Origin of the sequence: Sphingopyxis sp. (genome assembly GCF_965279755.1) — a bacterium.
GTDB lineage: Bacteria > Pseudomonadota > Alphaproteobacteria > Sphingomonadales > Sphingomonadaceae > Sphingopyxis.
Map to the genome: position 1 here is coordinate 993,692 of NZ_OZ257261.1, position 16,728 is coordinate 1,010,419.

The window sequence follows — 16,728 nt, forward strand, 5'->3', positions numbered from 1 at the left end:
GGGGGCGCTCCGGGAAAACCGGGGCGCCCTTTTCGTTTCAGCTTTCGATCGCGGCCTTGTGCATGCGTCCGTTCATCACATAATGCGCAACGCCCATCTGCATGCCCGCCGCCTGCGCATCGTCGATCTCGCGGACGCGCCGCGCGGGCGATCCGGCCCATAGCTCGCGGCCCGGAATTTCCTTGTTCTCGGTGAGCAGTGCGCCGGCCGCGAGCATCGCGTCGCTGCCGATCCGGCACCCGTTCATCACCGTCGCCTTCAGCCCGACGAAGGCCCGGTCGGCGAGGATGCAGCCATGCACCATCGCCAGATGGCCGATCAGCACATCTTCGCCGATGATCGTCGGAAAGCCGTCGGGGCGGTGCGGCATCGGGCCATCGCAATGGACGACGCTGCCGTCCTGGATGTTCGAGCGCGCACCGACGACGATGCGGCTGACGTCGGCGCGCAGCACGCAATTGTACCAGATGCTGACGTCGGGCCCGATCACGACATCGCCGATGATCCGGCACCCCGGCGCGATGAAGGCGCTGGGGTCGATCTGCGGGGTCTTGCCGTTCACGGCGATGATGCTGACGTCTTTATAGGTCATTCGCGATTTCCGATCAGATGGCCCCACAGCAGGACCGGCAGGGTCGAGGCATAGTCGTCGGTCCAGCGCTCGAAACCCGGCCGGCTGCTCAGCGGCACCCACACGCCGGGTTCGGACGCCTCGGTGCGCGACTTGAGCGGCCCCGTCAATTGGGCAAGCCGTTCGGGCGTCGCGGTCAGCGCAACCCAGTTCGATCCCGTCAGATTGCTGAAGTCGGGACGACCGGGGTCTTCTTCAGGCGGCGAGTCGAGCCGGATCGCAGCCGACCAGCCGCGCGCCTTTGCCTCGGCCGACAATACCGGCTCGAGCGCGAAGAAGCGGTTGGAAATATGGATGAGCAGGATACCGCCCGGTTTCAGCGCACGCGCGTAAATGCCGATCGCTTCGGCGGTCAGCAGGTGAAGCGGGATCGCATCCGACGAAAAGGCATCGATGACGAGAATGTCGAACTGCGCGGGCGGCAGCTTCGCAATCTGCAACCGCGCGTCGCCGATGACGATCGGCGTGTCGGGCGCGCAGCGCGTGATGAAGGTGAATTTCGACGGATCGCGCGCAATCTCGACCATCGCCGGGTCGATCTCGAAGATCGTCCATCGCTGCCCCGGCCGGCGATAACAGGACAAGGTACCGGCACCGAGCCCGACGACCCCGACCGACGCGTCCGGTCCTGCCAGCATCTCGGCCTTGTCGAGCGCCAGTCCGACCCCCGACTGATGGCCATAATAGGTCGTCGGCTCGAGTTCGTGCCCGGGGTCGGTGCGCTGCAGCCCGTGCAGCGTCGTGCCATGCGCCAGCCGGCGCTGATGGCGATAGGGATCGTCGGTGACCGTATAGACGCCGAAATAGCTGCGCACGCGCATGCCGGCGAAGCTTTCCTGCATCGTGTCCCAGCCCCCGACGCCAAGCATCAGCAGCGCCAGCACCGGCAAATAGGCCCAGCGCCAGCCGATCACGAGTATACCGATGGCGAGGAGCACGGCACCCCAGACCGCGACCGGCCCCTCGACCTGCCCTGTCCATTCGCTCGCCATTCTCCAGCTCGCAAACGCCGCGACCCCGACCATCAGCGCGACGATAACGCGGGTCGTGAGCGGGGACAGTTTCAGCCACTTGTCCCACGGAAAGAGCGCGGGCAGCGGCAGCAACAGCGCGGCCGCGAGGACGAGCAGCGGATGCTCATAGGCCCAGTCGAAAATCAGCGGCGCGATGAGCGCCGCGAACAGCCCGCCGAGCACCCCGCCCGCCGACATGATCAGGTAGAAGAGCGTCAAATGTTCGGGCGCCGGGCGCAGATGATAGAGATAGCCATGCAGCGCCGTGGCAACGATGAACAGCATCGCGAGCGCCGCGAGCGCGACGAGCATTGTCCCGCCGCCGGTGCTGAGCAGCGAAATCCCGCCGACCGACAGCAGCACCGCTGGTGCTATGGTCGTGAAGACCTGGGTCACCCGATCGGCCGTCGAGAAGGCCACCGAGAAGCTGAGCAGATACAGGCCGAGCGGCAACACCCACAGCAGCGGCATCGCGACGATGTCGGTGGTGAGGTGCGTGGTCGTCGACAGCATCAGCCCCGACGGCACCGCTGCGATCAGGAGCCAGTGCAGCTTGCGGCGCAGCGACGGCGGCGGCTCGACGGCGGTCGACGCGGCCACATCGGGCGCCACATGGCTGTGCCAGCGCGCCGCTGCGGTCGCTACGACAAGCAACACGAGCAGGCCATAGCCCGCCGTCCATCCCCAACTTTGCGTTGCAAGTGGCAGCGTCGGCTCGACGAGCGCGGGATAGCTGATCAGCCCGGCAAAGCTGCCGAGGTTGGACGCGGCATAAAGATAATAGGGATCGCCGGCGCGCGTGTCGGCGGCGAACCAGCGCTGGATCAGCGGCGCCTGCGCCGACACCGCGAAGAAGACGGGACCAATCGAGGCGAGCAGCAACAGCGGCACCCACAGCGCTTCCTGTCCCGGGGCGGGCGGCGCGATGGTCGCGATACCGATCGGCAGCCACAGCGCGGCGACGAGCAGCAGCGCGACATGGATCGTCGCCTGCCGCCGAACCTCGAAACGCCCCAGCCAGTGTGCATAGGCATAGCCGCCGAGCAGCAGTGCCTGATAGACGAGCATTGCGCTGTTCCACACCGCGGGCGCCCCGCCGAGCCGCGGCAACACCATGCGCGCGACCATCGGCTGAACCTGAAACAGCAGGAAACTGCCGACGAGGATCGTCAGCACGAACAGCCAGCGGCGCGGCCCTGCGGAAATGCGATCGGTCAAACCGTCCCCCATGCGCTGCGCGCGATTGAATAGGTAACATGCGGACGAAGCGCGTCGCCCTCGGCAAGCTTCGGATGATCGAAATCGAGATCGGGATGACGGCGCATGCCAAGCCGTTCCATCACCGCCTGGCTGCGCACATTGCCCTGCCAGGTGATTGCCCAGACATCATCATCGGCCAGATTGGCAAAGGCCCAGTCGATCGCGCCGCGCGCCGCCTCGGTCGCATAGCCGGTGCCCCAGCAATCGCGCGCAAGCCGCCAGCCGATTTCGGCCTTGCCATCGACGGGCCCGGCATTGCCGCGAATGATCCCGCACCAACCGACCAGCCGCGCATCCTCGCGCCGTTCGAGCGCCCAAAAGGTATGGCCGTGCTCGGCTTCCTGCGACCGGACGCGCCCGATCAGCGCCCGTGTCGCCTCGATATCGAGCGGCGGCCCCAGCGTCGCCATGACGTCGGGGTCGCTGCAGATCGCCTGGAATGGCACGACATCCGCGTCGCGCCACGACCGCATCACCAGCCGCCCGGTCTCGATCATCCGTTCAGAAGCCGCGCGGCGTGCAGAGCGTGATAGCTGAGTACGCCCGATGCCCCGGCGCGCCGGAACGCCAGCAGCGTCTCGAGGACGAGCGCGTCGCGATCGCCGGCACCCGCCGCAACGGCCGCTTCGATCATCGCATATTCGCCCGACACCTGATAGGCGTAGACGGGCACCGCGAAATGATCTTTCACCGCGCGGACGACGTCCAGATAAGGGAGGCCGGGCTTCACCATCACGCTGTCGGCGCCCTCGGCGAGGTCGGCCTCGACCTCGCGCAGCGCCTCTTCGATGTTGGCAGGGTCCATCTGATAGGTCTTCTTGTCGCCTTTCAACAGGCCGCGCGATCCCACTGCATCGCGGAACGGCCCATAGAAGGCCGAGGCATATTTGGCGGCATAGCTCATGATCTGGACATGGCCGAAACCTTCGGTCTCCAGCGCCTCGCGGATCGCGCCGACGCGGCCGTCCATCATATCGCTGGGCGCGATGATGTCGGCGCCGGCGCGCGCCTGATTGAGCGCCTGCCCGACGAGGACGTCGACCGTCTCGTCGTTGAGAACATAGCCGCTCCCGTCGATCAGACCGTCCTGCCCGTGGCTGGTATAGGGATCGAGCGCGACGTCGGTCAGCACACCGATGTCGTCACCGAGCGCATCCTTGATCGCGGCGGTCGCGCGGCACATCAGATTATCGGGGTTGAGCGCCTCGGAGCCGTCCTCGCTGCGGCGGTCGGCCTGGGTATATGGAAAGAGCGCAAGGCAGGGGATACCCGCCGCCGCCGCGTCCCTCGCGCGCTCGACAAGCCGGTCGACCGACCAGCGCGACACGCCGGGCAGGCTGGCGATCGGTTCCTCGGTCCCCGAACCCCCACAGACGAACAGCGGCCAGATCAGGTTCGACGGCGTCAGATGATGTTCGCGCACCATCGCGCGGCTCCAGCCGGTGCGGCGGGTGCGGCGCAGGCGAAGGTCGGGAAAGGGGGCATAGGTCATGCGGCGTGCATAGCGGCGCAGCGCGGCAGGGCAAATGGATATTGGCCCGTTCGGGCCGCCGGAGCTAGATGCCGCCGCCTGCGCGCTTCGACGCGACATCGGCGAGCGAGCCGAGCTTCGGCGCCTCGGCGGGCTTCGCCACGACCGGCGCCAGTGCGCCGCCCGGCGTGATTGTCGTCAGCTGACGGATGCGCGCGCGGAAGTCGGCGAGCGCCTTTCCTTCAAGCTGCGCGCGGGTCACGAAAGCCACCGACATCGGGTTCACCGGAACGCCGTTGCGATAGACTTCATAGTGGAGGTGCGGGCCGGTCGACAGACCGCTCGACCCGATGTAGCCGATCACCTGTCCGCGCGAGACATGCTGGCCGGGACGCACCGCGATCCGGCTCATATGGCCATAGCCGGTGCCGAGGCCCGCGCCGTGGCTGAGCTTCACATAATTGCCGAAACCGCCCGTGCGGCCGGCAATGGTGACGAGGCCGTCGCTGACGGCATAGATCGGTGCACCATAGCCGCCGCCGAAATCGACCCCGCTGTGCATGCGCGTATAGCCGAGGATCGGGTGACGGCGCATGCCGAAGGTCGAGGTGACGCGGCCGTTCGTGGGGCGGACCATACCGCCGCGCTGCTGGCCGACGCCCGAAGCCTCGAACCATTGGGTCTGTCCGTCGACGGTCCATTCGATCATCGACAGGCGCGGCTTTCCGGCGCGGACGAGGCCGGCGTAGAGCAGCTTGCCCGTCTCGCTCTCGCCGGTTTCGGCACGGCGATGATCGACGATGATGTCGAACTCGTCGCTCGCGCGGATGTCGCTGCCGACCGAGATCTGGCGGCCGATGACGCGGAGATAGGCCTGGATCGATTCGGGCGAGGCGCCGGCGGCGCGCGCCGAACGATAAAGGCTGTCGCCGACGCGGCCGCGGATACGCAGCGGGGTCGCATCGACCGCAATCGGAATGCGGCGCATCACGAGACGGCCGTCGATGCGCTCCATCTCGATCCGGAGGTCGAAACGCGCGCGCATCGCGAGGGCATCGACGGGTCGCGGCATCGTGCGCGCGGCGCGGCGACCGAGGATCAGGTCGATGCGCGTGCCCGGCGCGATGTCGGCGAGCGGAACCGCGCTCGACACCTGGCTCGCCAGCGCCTGTGCATCGCCGCTACCGACACCCGAGCGTTCGAGTACGCGGGCGAAACTGTCGCCCTGCCCCAGCGTCGCGGTGAGTTCGATCTGCGGACGTTCGGGTGTCTGCGTCAGCGGGCGCACCGCGTCGGTCGCGGCCATGTGGCGGCCGGTGTCGCCGCCGAACGCCAGCGGTACGATCATCTGCGCGCGCGCTTCGTTGAAATCGGCGGCGTCGAGCGTGGATTCCGGCGAAGTGAGCGGCTGCACGCCAGGGAAAGTTGCAATCGCTGCACCGCAAGCCAGGGTAAGCGTGGCAAGGCCACGCCACCATTCGGCCGATCCGATATTGTCGCCAAGGTCGACGACGAGGTCGATCTGCGCCAGCCGGTCGCGCCACGACGGCCTGAGGTCGGGTGTGTCGTCCGCCAGTCGCAGGCCTATCGCCTGCGACATCGTGAGGGCAGCGGCATTGCCGGACATCCCCGCGATGGGTTCGTGACGCTGAAACAAGATGCAACCCCCGCTCGACGAGCCTCCCCGGCCCGGCCGTCGATGATGTTTTCGATCGTCGGTCTGTAAACAAAGGCCGTTAAAGTCAATTTAACGCCCCTGCGTCGCGCCAGCCTTGCGGCGGGCCGTGCGGGCACCGGGATATTATGCAAGCGGCACCGGAAAATGCGCTTTGCTGCGGCGGTTCGACGATCGCCTGTTGCGCGAGGCGGCGGGTCATGCCAGCGTGGAGCAAAGACAATGACGTCATCCTCTTCCACCCCGGTCAAGGCTGTCCTTGGCCCCACCAACACCGGCAAAACCCATTTGGCGGTCGAGCGTCTGACCGCCCATAGCAGCGGGATGATCGGCTTTCCGTTGCGCCTGCTCGCGCGCGAAGTTTACGACCGCGTCGTCGCGATCAAGGGGCCGGCGGAGGTCGCGCTGGTAACGGGCGAAGAGCGAATCATGCCGGCGCAGGCACGCTATCTGCTGGGCACGATGGAAGCGCTGCCGGTGACACGCGACGTCGCCTTCGTCGGGATCGACGAGGCGCAGCTCGGCGCCGACCCCGAACGTGGCCATGTCTTTACGGATCGCCTGCTCCGCGCGCGCGGCCGGGAGGAGACGATGATCCTCGGCTCTGCCTCGATCAAGGGGCTGGTCAAGGGACTGGTCCCCGACGCCGACATCATCACGCGCCCGCGATTCTCGACGCTGAGCTATGCCGGCACATCCAAACTCTCGCGCCTGCCCAAGCGCTCGGCGATCGTCGCCTTCTCGGCGGAAGAAGTCTACGCGATCGCCGAGATGCTCCGCCGATTCTCCGGCGGCGCGGCCGTGGTCATGGGCGCACTCAGCCCCAAGACACGCAACGCTCAGGTCGCGATGTTCGAGGCGGGCGAGGTCGACTATCTCGTCGCCACCGACGCGATCGGCATGGGGCTAAACCTCGACGTCCAGCATGTCGCCTTTGCGAGCCTGCAGAAATTCGACGGCCGACGCCTCCGCCGTCTGACGATTTCGGAGATGGCACAGATTGCGGGGCGCGCCGGGCGTCACCAGCAGGACGGCAGCTTCGGCACCGTCGGCCTTCCGCAGGGCGGCTTCACGCCCGAAGAAATCGCGGCGATCGAAGGGCATCATTTTCCGCCACTCTCCAGCCTCTTCTGGCGCAACCCGATCCCGCGCTTCGACACGCTCGAAACGCTGCTCGCCGACCTTGCCCAGCCGCCGTCGCAGCCAAGCCTGCGCCCCGCCCCGGAGGCGGTCGACATCGCGGTGCTGAAGCATCTGATCGGCGATATGGAAGTGCGGATGCGCGGCCGCGAGCCCGAAGCCGTCGCGCGCCTGTGGGACGTCTGCGGGCTTCCCGATTTCGAGCAGCTTGGCGCCGAGCATCACAGCCGCACGGTGCTCAAGCTCTGGCAATGGCGCACGAGCGGCGACGGGATGATCGATCCCGAATGGTTCGCACGGCGCTTGGCACGCCTCGACGATACCGATGGCGACATCGACCAGCTCGCGAGCCGCATCGCCGCGGTCCGCACGCTCTGTTTCATCGCGCAGCGCGGCGACTGGATCGCCGGCGGCGCAGGCTGGACCGAGCGGACGCAGGATCTGGAATCGCGCCTGTCGGATGCGCTGCACGCCGCGCTCGCGCAGCGTTTCGTCGATCGCCGCCTTGCGCTCCTGCTGCGCGACGCCGGCCAGCGCCACACCGCGCTGCCGGTCGCGGTCGCCGCCGACGGCACCGTCGCGGTCGATGGCGAGGCGATCGGAACGCTCAAGGGCTTTTCGTTCCGGGTCGACGCGCGCGCGCGCGCCAGCGATCACCGGCTTCTCCTTGCCGCTGCCGAAAAACATCTACGCAGCGAACTCGCGCGCCGCGCTGCGACGCTGGCGGCAGGCGAAGATAACGCCCTGTCGCTCGTCAGCGAGGCCGGCGCGCCGCCGCGTCTCGCCTGGCACGGCCATGTCGTCGCGACGCTGACGCGCGGGCCGACGCTGGTACAGCCGGCGATCCAGATCGATCCTTCGCTCCGCCGTCTCGACGTACAGCAGGTTCAGGCGATCGCCGAGCGGCTCCAGCTTTTCGTCGCGCAGCAGCTCGCGCGCCACGCCGCGCCGCTGGCGACGATGGGCGAAGCGGCGGGCGATCTTTTCACCCCGCCGCGCGTGCGCGCGCTGCTTGCCGCGCTCGTCGATGGCGGCGGCACGGCCCCGCGTACCGTGGTCGAGCCCCAGCTTGAAGCGATGAGCACCGAAGAGCGGCCGCAGCTCCGCAAGCTCGGGCTAACGATCGGCTCGCTCGACATCTTTCATCACCAGCTTCTGAAGCCCGAGGCAGTACGCTGGCGCACCGCCCTGCTCGCCGCGCAGCAGGGCGCACCCGTGCCCGTGCTGCCGCCGCAGGGCGCGGTGCTGCAGAAGACGGGGAACCATGCCGGCCTGCGTGTGGCGGGCTTCCGCCGCTGCGGTTCGGGATGGCTGCGGATCGACATGGCCGAAAAGCTCGCGCGTCAGGCGCATGCGGCGCGCATCCAGTCCGCGGCGCCGCCGACATCGCCGGTCGCGGGCGGCGACGAGCATCACGATGGTCATGACGCCGATCATGGCGAAGCGCACGCCCCGCTGCCGGGCTTCATCATCGACCCGGCGCTCGCAACGTCGCTCGGCCTCGACGACGAGACGCGCCGCGCGCTGCTGCAAAGCTTCGGCTTTCGCGCCGTCGGCGAACCTGCGCTCCAGCGCTGGCGCTGGGCGGGCCTCAAATCAGCCGACAAGCGCAAGCACAACAAGCACGGCAGGAAGGACAAGAAGGACGCCAGCACCGCGCAGCCGGCCGCCCACGGCGATCGCGCTCGCCCATCCGGAAAGCAAGCCAAGGGACGGCGCGGCAAACCCGCGGGCAAGCCGCAGCCCAGGACGGGCCAACCCGTCGAACCGGCCATTCGCCCGCCGCGCCCCGACCGCATGCCGCGTCGCGGCCCATCGCCGAACAGCCCCTTCGCCGGTCTCGCGGCGATGCTCGCGGATGCACGCAAGGACTGATGCCGCGCTGATGTCCAGTCCCGGCGCCGCAGGAAGCCTCAGGCTCGACAAGCTGCTCTGGTATCTGCGCTTCGCGCGCTCGCGCAGCATCGCGCAGGCGATGGTCGCGGCGGGGCATATCCGGCTCGACGGACGGCGCGTCGTTCGCGCTTCGGCGGCGGTCCATGCCGGCGCGACGCTGGTGCTGCCGGTGGGCGAGCGGATCGAGGTGATCCGCCTGCTCGCGCTTCCCCAGCGCCGCGGTCCCGCGCCCGAGGCGCAGGCCTGCTATGTCCGGCTCGGCGCCGAGGCCCCCGCCGCATCGAGCTGAGCTTTCGGCCCGCGAGGAAAAGCTGTCGCCCGAAATCGCCGCAACCGGCCTATCGAATGAGAGTGATTCGCAACTGTCGCTTTGCGTTGACGCACCATATTCGGGCGTTTTAGAGGCGGGTCCAACCATCGTCCGGACGGCAAGGGTGCCGCCGGCCAAGGGAGCGAATACCCATGACCTATGTCGTCACCGACGCCTGCATCCGGTGCAAATATATGGACTGCGTCGAGGTCTGCCCCGTCGACTGTTTCTATGAGGGCGAGAATATGCTCGTCATCAATCCGAACGAGTGCATCGACTGCGGCGTGTGCGAACCCGAATGCCCGGCCGAGGCGATCCTGCCCGACACCGAAAGCGGCCTCGAAAAGTGGCTCGAGCTCAACAACAAGTTCAGTGCCGAATGGCCCAACATCACGGTCAAGAAGGACACGCCCCCCGACGCCGACGAATATAAGGGCGTCGCGGACAAGTTCGAGAATCTCTTCTCGCCGGAACCCGGCGAAGGCGACTGATCCGGAATCGGACAATCGGAACGGGGCGGGACTTTCCCGCCCCTTCTTTTTGCCCCCTTGAAACCGCTCCGCTTGGCGCCGATGTAGGATGGCGGAGGGGCCAGCCCGCCGGATTCTCCGGTGCGGCATCCCGAAAATGAAGGACGAATTCCCAATGATCGACCCGCTCGCCGCCCTTGTTCCCACCGTCGTTGAACAGTCGAGCCGCGGCGAGCGCGCGTTCGACATTTTCTCGCGCCTGCTGCGCGAGCGCATCATCTTCGTGACTGGAGAGGTTGAAGATCAGATGGCGTCGCTGATCGTCGCCCAGCTGCTGTTCCTCGAATCGGAGAATCCGAAGAAGGACATCTATATGTACATCAACTCGCCCGGCGGCGTCGTCACGGCGGGCATGGCGATCCACGACACGATGCAATACATCCGCCCGCGCGTTGGCACCGTGTGCATCGGCCAGGCCGCGTCGATGGGCAGCTTCCTGCTCGCCGCGGGCGAACCCGGCATGCGCGTCGCGCTGACCAACGCCCGCGTCATGGTCCACCAGCCCTCGGGCGGCGCGCGCGGCATGGCGTCGGATATCGAGATTCAGGCCAAGGAAATCCTGCGCATCCGCAAGCGGATGAACGACCTGTACGTCAAATATACCGGCAAATCGCTGAAAGAGATCGAGAAGGCGATGGACCGCGACACCTTCCTCGAGGCGGACGAAGCCAAGGCCTTCGGCCTTGTCGACCATGTCTATGACCGTCGCCCCGACGGTGACGCAGCGGCCCCGGAACTGGGCAGCGGCGGCGCGCCCGAATAACCCCATACGGCCGGCTGGCGCCAAGGGATCGCCTTGGCCTTCCCGGGGGGCCCGCCGGACCGGTTTGCCGCCGGTAACCGCGTTTGTTGACGCGCGTTTGGCGCCTTGGCGCTAGGCAGGACATTGAAGCCATGTCACCCAATTGCCATATTGTAATTGGGTGGCCGCGGATTAGGATGAAGGAGGCAGAGCGCCTTTTGCGCCTGCCAGAGGACATAATATGACCAAATTGAGCGGCTCGGACAGCAAGAGCACTCTTTACTGCTCCTTCTGCGGCAAGTCGCAGCACGAAGTCCGCAAGCTGATTGCCGGACCGACCGTGTTCATCTGCGACGAGTGCGTCGAGCTTTGTAACGACATCATTCGCGAAGAGATCAAGGGCGGCGTCGCCGCGCGCAAGGACGGCGCGGTTCCGACCCCGCTGGAAATCTGCCAGCATCTCGACGCCTATGTGATCGGCCAGAACAAGGCGAAGCGCGTCCTGTCGGTTGCCGTCCACAATCACTACAAGCGCCTTGCGAACTCGGGCCGCGGTGACGAGGTCGAGCTGGCGAAATCGAACATCCTGCTCGTCGGCCCGACCGGCAGCGGCAAGACGCTGCTCGCGCAGACGCTCGCGCGCTTCCTCGACGTGCCCTTCACCATGGCCGATGCGACGACGCTCACCGAAGCCGGCTACGTCGGCGAGGATGTCGAGAACATCATCCTGAAGCTGCTGCAGGCGTCGGACTATAATGTCGAAAAGGCGCAGCGCGGCATCGTCTACATTGACGAAATCGACAAGATCAGCCGCAAGGCGGAGAACCCGTCGATCACCCGCGACGTGTCGGGCGAAGGCGTGCAGCAGGCGCTGCTCAAGCTGATGGAAGGCACGACCGCGAGCGTCCCGCCGCAGGGCGGCCGCAAGCATCCGCAGCAGGAATTCCTGCAGGTCGACACGACGAACATCCTCTTCATCGCGGGCGGCGCCTTCGCCGGCCTCGAAAAGATCATCGGCAACCGCCTGCAGGGCAAGTCGATCGGCTTCGGCGCGCATGTCGCCGGCCCCGACGAGCGCCGCACGGGCGAGATGCTGAAGAATATCGAGCCCGAGGATCTGCTGAAATTCGGTCTGATCCCCGAATTCGTCGGCCGCCTGCCGGTGATCGCGACGCTCGAGGATCTCGACATCGACGCGCTGGTGAAGATTCTCGGCGAGCCGAAGAATGCGCTGGTGAAGCAGTATCGCAAGCTGTTCGATCTGGAAGAGGTCGCGCTGACCTTTACCGACGATGCGCTGGTCGCGGTTGCCAAGAAGGCAATCGAACGCAAGACCGGCGCGCGCGGGCTGCGCTCGATCGTCGAGGCGATCCTGCTCGACACGATGTTCGACCTGCCCGACCTCACCGATGTGGTCGAAATCGTCGTCGACAAGGATGTCGTCGAAGGCCGCAAGGATCCGGTGCGCGTCTATGCCGACAAGGCGAAGGAAGCCGGCGACGCCGCATGATGCCGCGGGGACTATGCTTCGCCCTGGCCGCTTTGGCCTTGGCGAGCGCCCCGCCGCTTCTTGCCCAGCAGCAACCCGTTTCGACCCCGATCGGCGAGGTCGTCGATTCGGCTGACGTGCAGCGCGAGGGCGACGCGCCTCGCCACCGCGCCTCGGGCTATCTCTTTCCCGTCAGTCTCGCCGCAATGCCGGCGCGCAAGCTGATCGTCTATGGCCCCGGCGACATGTCGGTGCAGTATACGCTGAACGGCGGCGCTAACGGCGACGGCTGGATCGACCTGTATGTCTATCCAAAGGACGTGCAGCTGGACGAAGAAGCCGCGGCGACCGACGACATCATCCGCGAGCATTATCAAGGCAAGCGCATCGATCCGCCAAAGGACTTCGGCGCGCCCGAATATGGCGTCGCGAGCGGATGGTATGACGCGACCATAGGCGGCAAGCCTTATCTGACCCACTACCAGCTGGCGCATCACGGCGAATGGGCCGTGAAGGTGCGCTTCAGCATGCCCGCCGATGCCGCGCCCGACGTGCGCGAACGCGCGGCCGCCGCGCTCGCCGCCTTCCCTACCCGCTGGCGCTGAGTCGCGGAGACTCGGGCCGAAAGCGGGGCACGCCACAACGCCGCGCCGGCTTTTTTGTTGCATCGCAGCAACAGTTGCAGAAAAAAATGCGCCCTCCCCTGTGGATAATTTGGCGCGATCGACGGAAATTCGCGATTTTTTGACCTTTGTCCTGTCCGGGCACATGGCGCGGGTTGCACTGTCACAATTGCTGTCACAATCGTGCCACACGCGGGCTTCAGGGGCGCTCGCAGGTCAGGCGCGCCCTTTTGATGCGCGCCAGCCGATTGCATCACCAAGGGGACATCCTGACATGAAATTCCGTCACACGCTTGCCGCCAGCGCTGCGCTGATTCCGGTTGCGCTGCTTTCCACGCCTGCCTTCGCCCAGTCGACGGGCTCGCAGGACTTCGAAAACGAAATCGTCGTCACCGGCACCAGCAACCGCAACGGCGTCGCCGGCGTGATCGCACCCGACACGACGAAGGCGAAGGTCGTCCTGACGCAGGAGTTCATCTCGCGCCAGGCTCCCGGCCAGACGGTCAACGACATCATCAACCAGCTTCCGGGCGTCAGCTTCCAGAACAACGACCCGTTCGGTTCGGCCGGCGGCAAGATGACGATCCGCGGCTTCGACAACACCCGCATCAGCCAGACGTTCGACGGTATCCCGCTGAACGATTCGGGTAACTATGCGCTCTATTCGAACCAGCAGCTCGACCCCGAACTGATCGAGCAGGTCAACGTCAACCTTGGCTCGACCGACGTCGATAGCCCGACCGCCGCCGCTTCGGGTTCGACCGTCAACTATCGCACGCGCACGCCGAGCGAAGATTTCGGTGTGAAGCTGGTCGGCTCGGCCGGCGACTTCAACTTCTTCCGCGTCTTTGGCATGATCGACACCGGCGTTCTGACGCCGTGGGGCACGCGCATGTTCATCTCGGGCAGCTCGGCTACCAACGACACGGTGTTCAGCAACGTCGACCAGCCGACCTTCAAGGCGCACCGCGGCCGCATCAACAAGAAGCAGTTCAACGCCAAGCTGTATCAGCCGATCGGCGACGACGGCGACTTCATCGCGGTGTCGGGCCACTATAACGAAAACCGCAACAACTTCTTCGGTTCGGTGCCGCTGCGCAACGATGCCAACCGCGTCGTCGGCTCGGCTTCGAGCAATCGCTTCCCGCTGACTCGCGCCGAGCGCGATTACGGCATCGCGCGCTGCCAGATCCGCGGCGCTTCGCCGGGCGTCGCCACCGACGATGGCGCATCGGGTGCCGCCGGGAACACGTGCGGCTCGACTTTTGACGAACGCATGAACCCGTCGAACACCGGCAACATCCGCGTCAACTCGCGCTTCACCCTCGCCCCAGGCCTTGTCCTGACGGTCGATCCGAGCTTCCAGTACGTGAAGGCCAACGGCGGCGGCACCGTGGTCGGGAGCGAAGGCCTTCGCGACGTCGATCCGACCGCCGGCGTCTCGCTTCAAACCGGCTATATCGCCGGCGTCCCCTATTTCGGCCGCGACCTCAACGGCGACGGCGATATTCTGGATAAGGTCCGCCTGTTGGCCCCCAGCCAGACCGGCACCCACCGCTATGGCGTCATCACCGGCCTGCGGTACGAGCTCGACGACACGAACACCTTCCGCGTGTTCTACAGCCTTGATCGCGCGCGTCACCGCCAGACGGGCGAAGTCGGCTTCCTTGATCTCGACGGCCAGCCGATCGATCCGTTCCCCGTCAACAACGGCTTGGCCGACGTCAACGGGAATATCCTGCAGAAGCGCGACCGCAAGTCGATCGCGACGCTGAACCTGTTCGGCGGTGAATATCGCGGCGAGTTCGGCCAGCTGACCGTTCAGGTCGGTGGTTCGTACAAGATGTTCAAGCGCGATCTGAACAACTATTGCGCCACCTCGAGCGCGACGGGCTTCGTCGAATGCTTCGGCACCAACGACGCCGGCCTTGCCGCCTGGCTTGCTGCCAACCCGACCGTCATCATCGGCGTCGACCGTAGCACGACCCCGGTGACGAACATCACCGCGCCGGTTCAGGGTCCGCAGCAGCGCATTCGCAAGTATAACAAGTTCACGCCGAACGTCGGTCTGACCTTCAAGCCGACCGACGATCTCGCGATCTTCGCCAACTATTCGAAGGGTGTGCAGGTTCCGGGCACGGACAACCTCTACAACGCCTTCTACTTCCCGGCGGACAGCGATCAGGCTAATCCGAAGCCCGAAACGACCGATAACTTCGACGTCGGCGTTCGCTACACGACCAGCAAGATCCAGGGTCAGCTTGGCCTGTGGTACACGATCTTCAACGATCGTCTGGCCTCGTCGTTCGACCCCGAAACCGAGCGTAACGTGTATCGCAACCTCGGCCGCGTCGACAAATATGGCATCGACGCGAGCATCTCGTACCGTCCGATCCCCGAGGCCTCGATCTACCTCTTCGGTTCGTACCTGAAGTCGAAGATCAAGGACAACGTCCTCAACGGCCTCTGCACCGCGCAGAACGTCACCGATGGCGCCTTCCTCTGCACCGCGGTCAACGGGCAGGCCTATGCTCTGACCAAGGGCAAGCGCGAATCGGGTTCGCCGACCTTCACCGTCGGTGGCCGTGTGCAGGGCCAGCTCGGCCCGATCGAACTGGGCGCGCAGATCAAGCGCACCGGTCCGCGTTACGTGAACGACCAGAACACGCCGATCTATCAGACCATCGGCGGCCAATCGACGGTCGTCTGGGGTGCGAAGGCTCCGGCTTACACGCTCGTCGATCTGGATGCCCGCGTGAACATGGACTGGGCGGGTCTTGGCGACAAGGTCTACTTCCAGTTCAACATCAGCAACCTGTTCGACAAGCTCTATGTCGGCGGTTTCGACGGCCAGCTGGCGAACAACACGGTCCCGAACGTCAACATCGGCGCACCGCGGAGCTTCATCGGCTCGATCGTCGTCGGCTTCTAAGCCCACACGAACGGCACGAAATCGGGCGCGGGAGGAAACTCCCGCGCCCTTTTTCATGTTCGTTCGAAATTTCGCGGCGCCCCTGATGCGGGGACGCGAAAAGCTCAGCCTGCGGCGAGGCGGCGGGCGGTGTCCTGCACCAGCGCAATCATGTTAGGGACGCCCTGCGTCCGGTTCGACGAGAGCTGCCGCGTCAGGTCGAACGGCGCGAGCGCGGCGGAGACATCCATCGCCGCGACCTCGGAGGCAGGCTTGTCCTGCACCGCGGCGAGGACCAGCGCGACGATCCCCTTGGTGATCGCGGCATTGCTGTCGGCGAGAAAATGCAGGCGGTCGCCCGTCTGCGACACCGGATAGACCCAGACGCTCGCCGAACAACCGCGCACCAGCGTCGCGTCGGTCTTGAGCGCATCGGGCATCGGCTCGAGCTCGCGGCCGAGGTCGATCAGCAGGCGATAGCGATCGTCGCCGTCGAGAAAGTCATATTCTTCGAAAATATCGTCGAGACTGCGCATCGCCGCGCCCTCGCATGTTTGACGCCGCGTTGGAAGGCCCGGCTCACGGGTTGAGCCACAAGATTACGACCCAGATTACGACATTGTCACGGCGCGGCCACGCCCTCGTCGGACGGAAGCGACTAACAAGGGATTGTTCGCGGAAGAGACATCCCCCTGCCCCGACCACCGGACTCAGTGATTTCACCTCTATGGAGTGAAGACTATGGCACGCTTTCGTACCCTCATCGGCCTCGGCCTTGCGTCCACGATGCTGATCGCCGCCCCGTCCTTCGCGGCCGCGACAACCGCCAAGCCCGCCGCCAAGCCGGTGGCGCATGCCTCGGCAAAGCCAGCGACGACCAAGGTGGCTACCGCGCCGGCGCGCACCGCCGCCGCCAAGCCTCGCGGCCGCATGGTCACGGCCCGCCTCGCGAACGGCAAGACGGTGACCTATGATTGCTCGTTGGCGGGTAACAAGACCAAGCAGGCCTGCAAGGGCTGACGGTCGGCCGTCCGGGC

At 66.1% G+C, this 16,728-nt stretch carries 14 protein-coding genes; 8 read left to right on the forward strand and 6 right to left on the reverse strand.

Annotated features, from left to right (window positions below; translation table 11 throughout):
* Positions 1-37: 37 nt before the first annotated feature.
* The 5 genes from ACQY80_RS04825 to ACQY80_RS04845 all read right to left on the reverse strand — a co-directional run bounded on the left by ACQY80_RS04825 (position 38) and on the right by ACQY80_RS04845 (position 6,002).
* Positions 38-592 carry a gamma carbonic anhydrase family protein gene (locus ACQY80_RS04825; RefSeq protein ID WP_428684174.1) on the reverse strand — a complete coding sequence of 185 codons (555 nt, stop codon included), beginning with the start codon at positions 590-592 and terminating at the stop codon, positions 38-40.
* Entirely contained in the window at positions 589-2,874 is a 2,286-nt protein-coding gene (locus ACQY80_RS04830) for a spermidine synthase (protein ID WP_428684176.1), read from the reverse strand. Before ACQY80_RS04830 ends, ACQY80_RS04825 begins: the two co-directional genes overlap by 4 nt.
* Positions 2,859-3,401, reverse strand: a complete 543-nt coding sequence (locus tag ACQY80_RS04835; protein WP_428684178.1) for a GNAT family N-acetyltransferase — start codon at positions 3,399-3,401, stop codon at positions 2,859-2,861. Before ACQY80_RS04835 ends, ACQY80_RS04830 begins: the two co-directional genes overlap by 16 nt.
* Positions 3,398-4,396 (reverse strand): porphobilinogen synthase, encoded by a 999-nt coding sequence (gene hemB, locus ACQY80_RS04840; RefSeq protein ID WP_428684180.1) that lies wholly within the window; start codon positions 4,394-4,396, stop codon positions 3,398-3,400. Before hemB ends, ACQY80_RS04835 begins: the two co-directional genes overlap by 4 nt.
* A 64-nt stretch (positions 4,397-4,460) precedes the next feature.
* Complete coding sequence (locus tag ACQY80_RS04845) at positions 4,461-6,002, reverse strand: M23 family metallopeptidase (RefSeq protein WP_428685752.1); 1,542 nt, start codon at positions 6,000-6,002, stop codon at positions 4,461-4,463.
* 270 nt (positions 6,003-6,272) lie between these two features.
* Here ACQY80_RS04845 and ACQY80_RS04850 point away from each other — a divergent pair, with 270 nt between their 5' ends.
* The 7 genes from ACQY80_RS04850 (at position 6,273) to ACQY80_RS04880 (ending at position 15,712) form a co-directional block, all read left to right on the forward strand.
* On the forward strand, positions 6,273-9,065 hold the full coding sequence (locus ACQY80_RS04850) for a helicase-related protein (RefSeq protein WP_428684182.1): 2,793 nt from the start codon (positions 6,273-6,275) through the stop codon (positions 9,063-9,065).
* Positions 9,066-9,075: 10 nt separating this feature from the next.
* Complete coding sequence (locus tag ACQY80_RS04855) at positions 9,076-9,375, forward strand: RNA-binding S4 domain-containing protein (protein WP_428684184.1); 300 nt, start codon at positions 9,076-9,078, stop codon at positions 9,373-9,375.
* A gap of 173 nt (positions 9,376-9,548) precedes the next feature.
* Positions 9,549-9,887: a ferredoxin FdxA gene (gene fdxA, locus ACQY80_RS04860; RefSeq protein WP_428684186.1), complete on the forward strand. Its 339-nt coding sequence runs from the start codon at positions 9,549-9,551 to the stop codon at positions 9,885-9,887.
* Positions 9,888-10,041: 154 nt separating this feature from the next.
* A complete protein-coding gene (gene clpP / locus ACQY80_RS04865) occupies positions 10,042-10,689 on the forward strand; it encodes an ATP-dependent Clp endopeptidase proteolytic subunit ClpP (protein WP_428684188.1) in 648 nt (215 codons plus the stop codon).
* A gap of 220 nt (positions 10,690-10,909) precedes the next feature.
* Positions 10,910-12,178, forward strand: a complete 1,269-nt coding sequence (gene clpX, locus ACQY80_RS04870) for an ATP-dependent Clp protease ATP-binding subunit ClpX (protein ID WP_428684190.1) — start codon at positions 10,910-10,912, stop codon at positions 12,176-12,178.
* Between the two features lie 38 nt (positions 12,179-12,216).
* Positions 12,217-12,762, forward strand: coding sequence for a hypothetical protein (locus ACQY80_RS04875; protein WP_428684192.1), 546 nt, complete (start codon positions 12,217-12,219; stop codon positions 12,760-12,762).
* Positions 12,763-13,054: 292 nt separating this feature from the next.
* A complete protein-coding gene (locus tag ACQY80_RS04880) occupies positions 13,055-15,712 on the forward strand; it encodes a TonB-dependent receptor (RefSeq protein ID WP_428684194.1) in 2,658 nt (885 codons plus the stop codon).
* Positions 15,713-15,816: 104 nt separating this feature from the next.
* On the opposite strand, the gene ACQY80_RS04885 is transcribed toward ACQY80_RS04880, so the two are convergent.
* Positions 15,817-16,227, reverse strand: coding sequence for a SufE family protein (locus ACQY80_RS04885; RefSeq protein WP_428684196.1), 411 nt, complete (start codon positions 16,225-16,227; stop codon positions 15,817-15,819).
* A gap of 205 nt (positions 16,228-16,432) precedes the next feature.
* On the opposite strand from ACQY80_RS04885, the gene ACQY80_RS04890 reads away from it, so the two are divergent.
* Positions 16,433-16,711, forward strand: a complete 279-nt coding sequence (locus ACQY80_RS04890; protein WP_428684198.1) for a hypothetical protein — start codon at positions 16,433-16,435, stop codon at positions 16,709-16,711.
* Positions 16,712-16,728: the final 17 nt, after the last annotated feature.

Bases quoted from the DNA above. Each gene is read 5' to 3' on its own strand.
- fdxA (WP_428684186.1), top strand. From the start codon at position 9,549: ATGACCTATGTCGTCACCGACGCCTGCATCCGGTGCAAATATATGGAC.
- ACQY80_RS04885 (WP_428684196.1), bottom strand. From the start codon at position 16,227: ATGCGCAGTCTCGACGATATTTTCGAAGAATATGACTTTCTCGACGGC.
- ACQY80_RS04830 (WP_428684176.1), bottom strand. From the start codon at position 2,874: ATGGGGGACGGTTTGACCGATCGCATTTCCGCAGGGCCGCGCCGCTGG.
- hemB (WP_428684180.1), bottom strand. From the start codon at position 4,396: ATGACCTATGCCCCCTTTCCCGACCTTCGCCTGCGCCGCACCCGCCGC.
- ACQY80_RS04825 (WP_428684174.1), bottom strand. From the start codon at position 592: ATGACCTATAAAGACGTCAGCATCATCGCCGTGAACGGCAAGACCCCG.
- ACQY80_RS04890 (WP_428684198.1), top strand. From the start codon at position 16,433: ATGGCACGCTTTCGTACCCTCATCGGCCTCGGCCTTGCGTCCACGATG.
- ACQY80_RS04855 (WP_428684184.1), top strand. From the start codon at position 9,076: ATGTCCAGTCCCGGCGCCGCAGGAAGCCTCAGGCTCGACAAGCTGCTC.
- clpP (WP_428684188.1), top strand. From the start codon at position 10,042: ATGATCGACCCGCTCGCCGCCCTTGTTCCCACCGTCGTTGAACAGTCG.
- ACQY80_RS04835 (WP_428684178.1), bottom strand. From the start codon at position 3,401: ATGATCGAGACCGGGCGGCTGGTGATGCGGTCGTGGCGCGACGCGGAT.
- ACQY80_RS04845 (WP_428685752.1), bottom strand. From the start codon at position 6,002: ATGTCCGGCAATGCCGCTGCCCTCACGATGTCGCAGGCGATAGGCCTG.
- ACQY80_RS04880 (WP_428684194.1), top strand. From the start codon at position 13,055: ATGAAATTCCGTCACACGCTTGCCGCCAGCGCTGCGCTGATTCCGGTT.
- ACQY80_RS04850 (WP_428684182.1), top strand. From the start codon at position 6,273: ATGACGTCATCCTCTTCCACCCCGGTCAAGGCTGTCCTTGGCCCCACC.
- clpX (WP_428684190.1), top strand. From the start codon at position 10,910: ATGACCAAATTGAGCGGCTCGGACAGCAAGAGCACTCTTTACTGCTCC.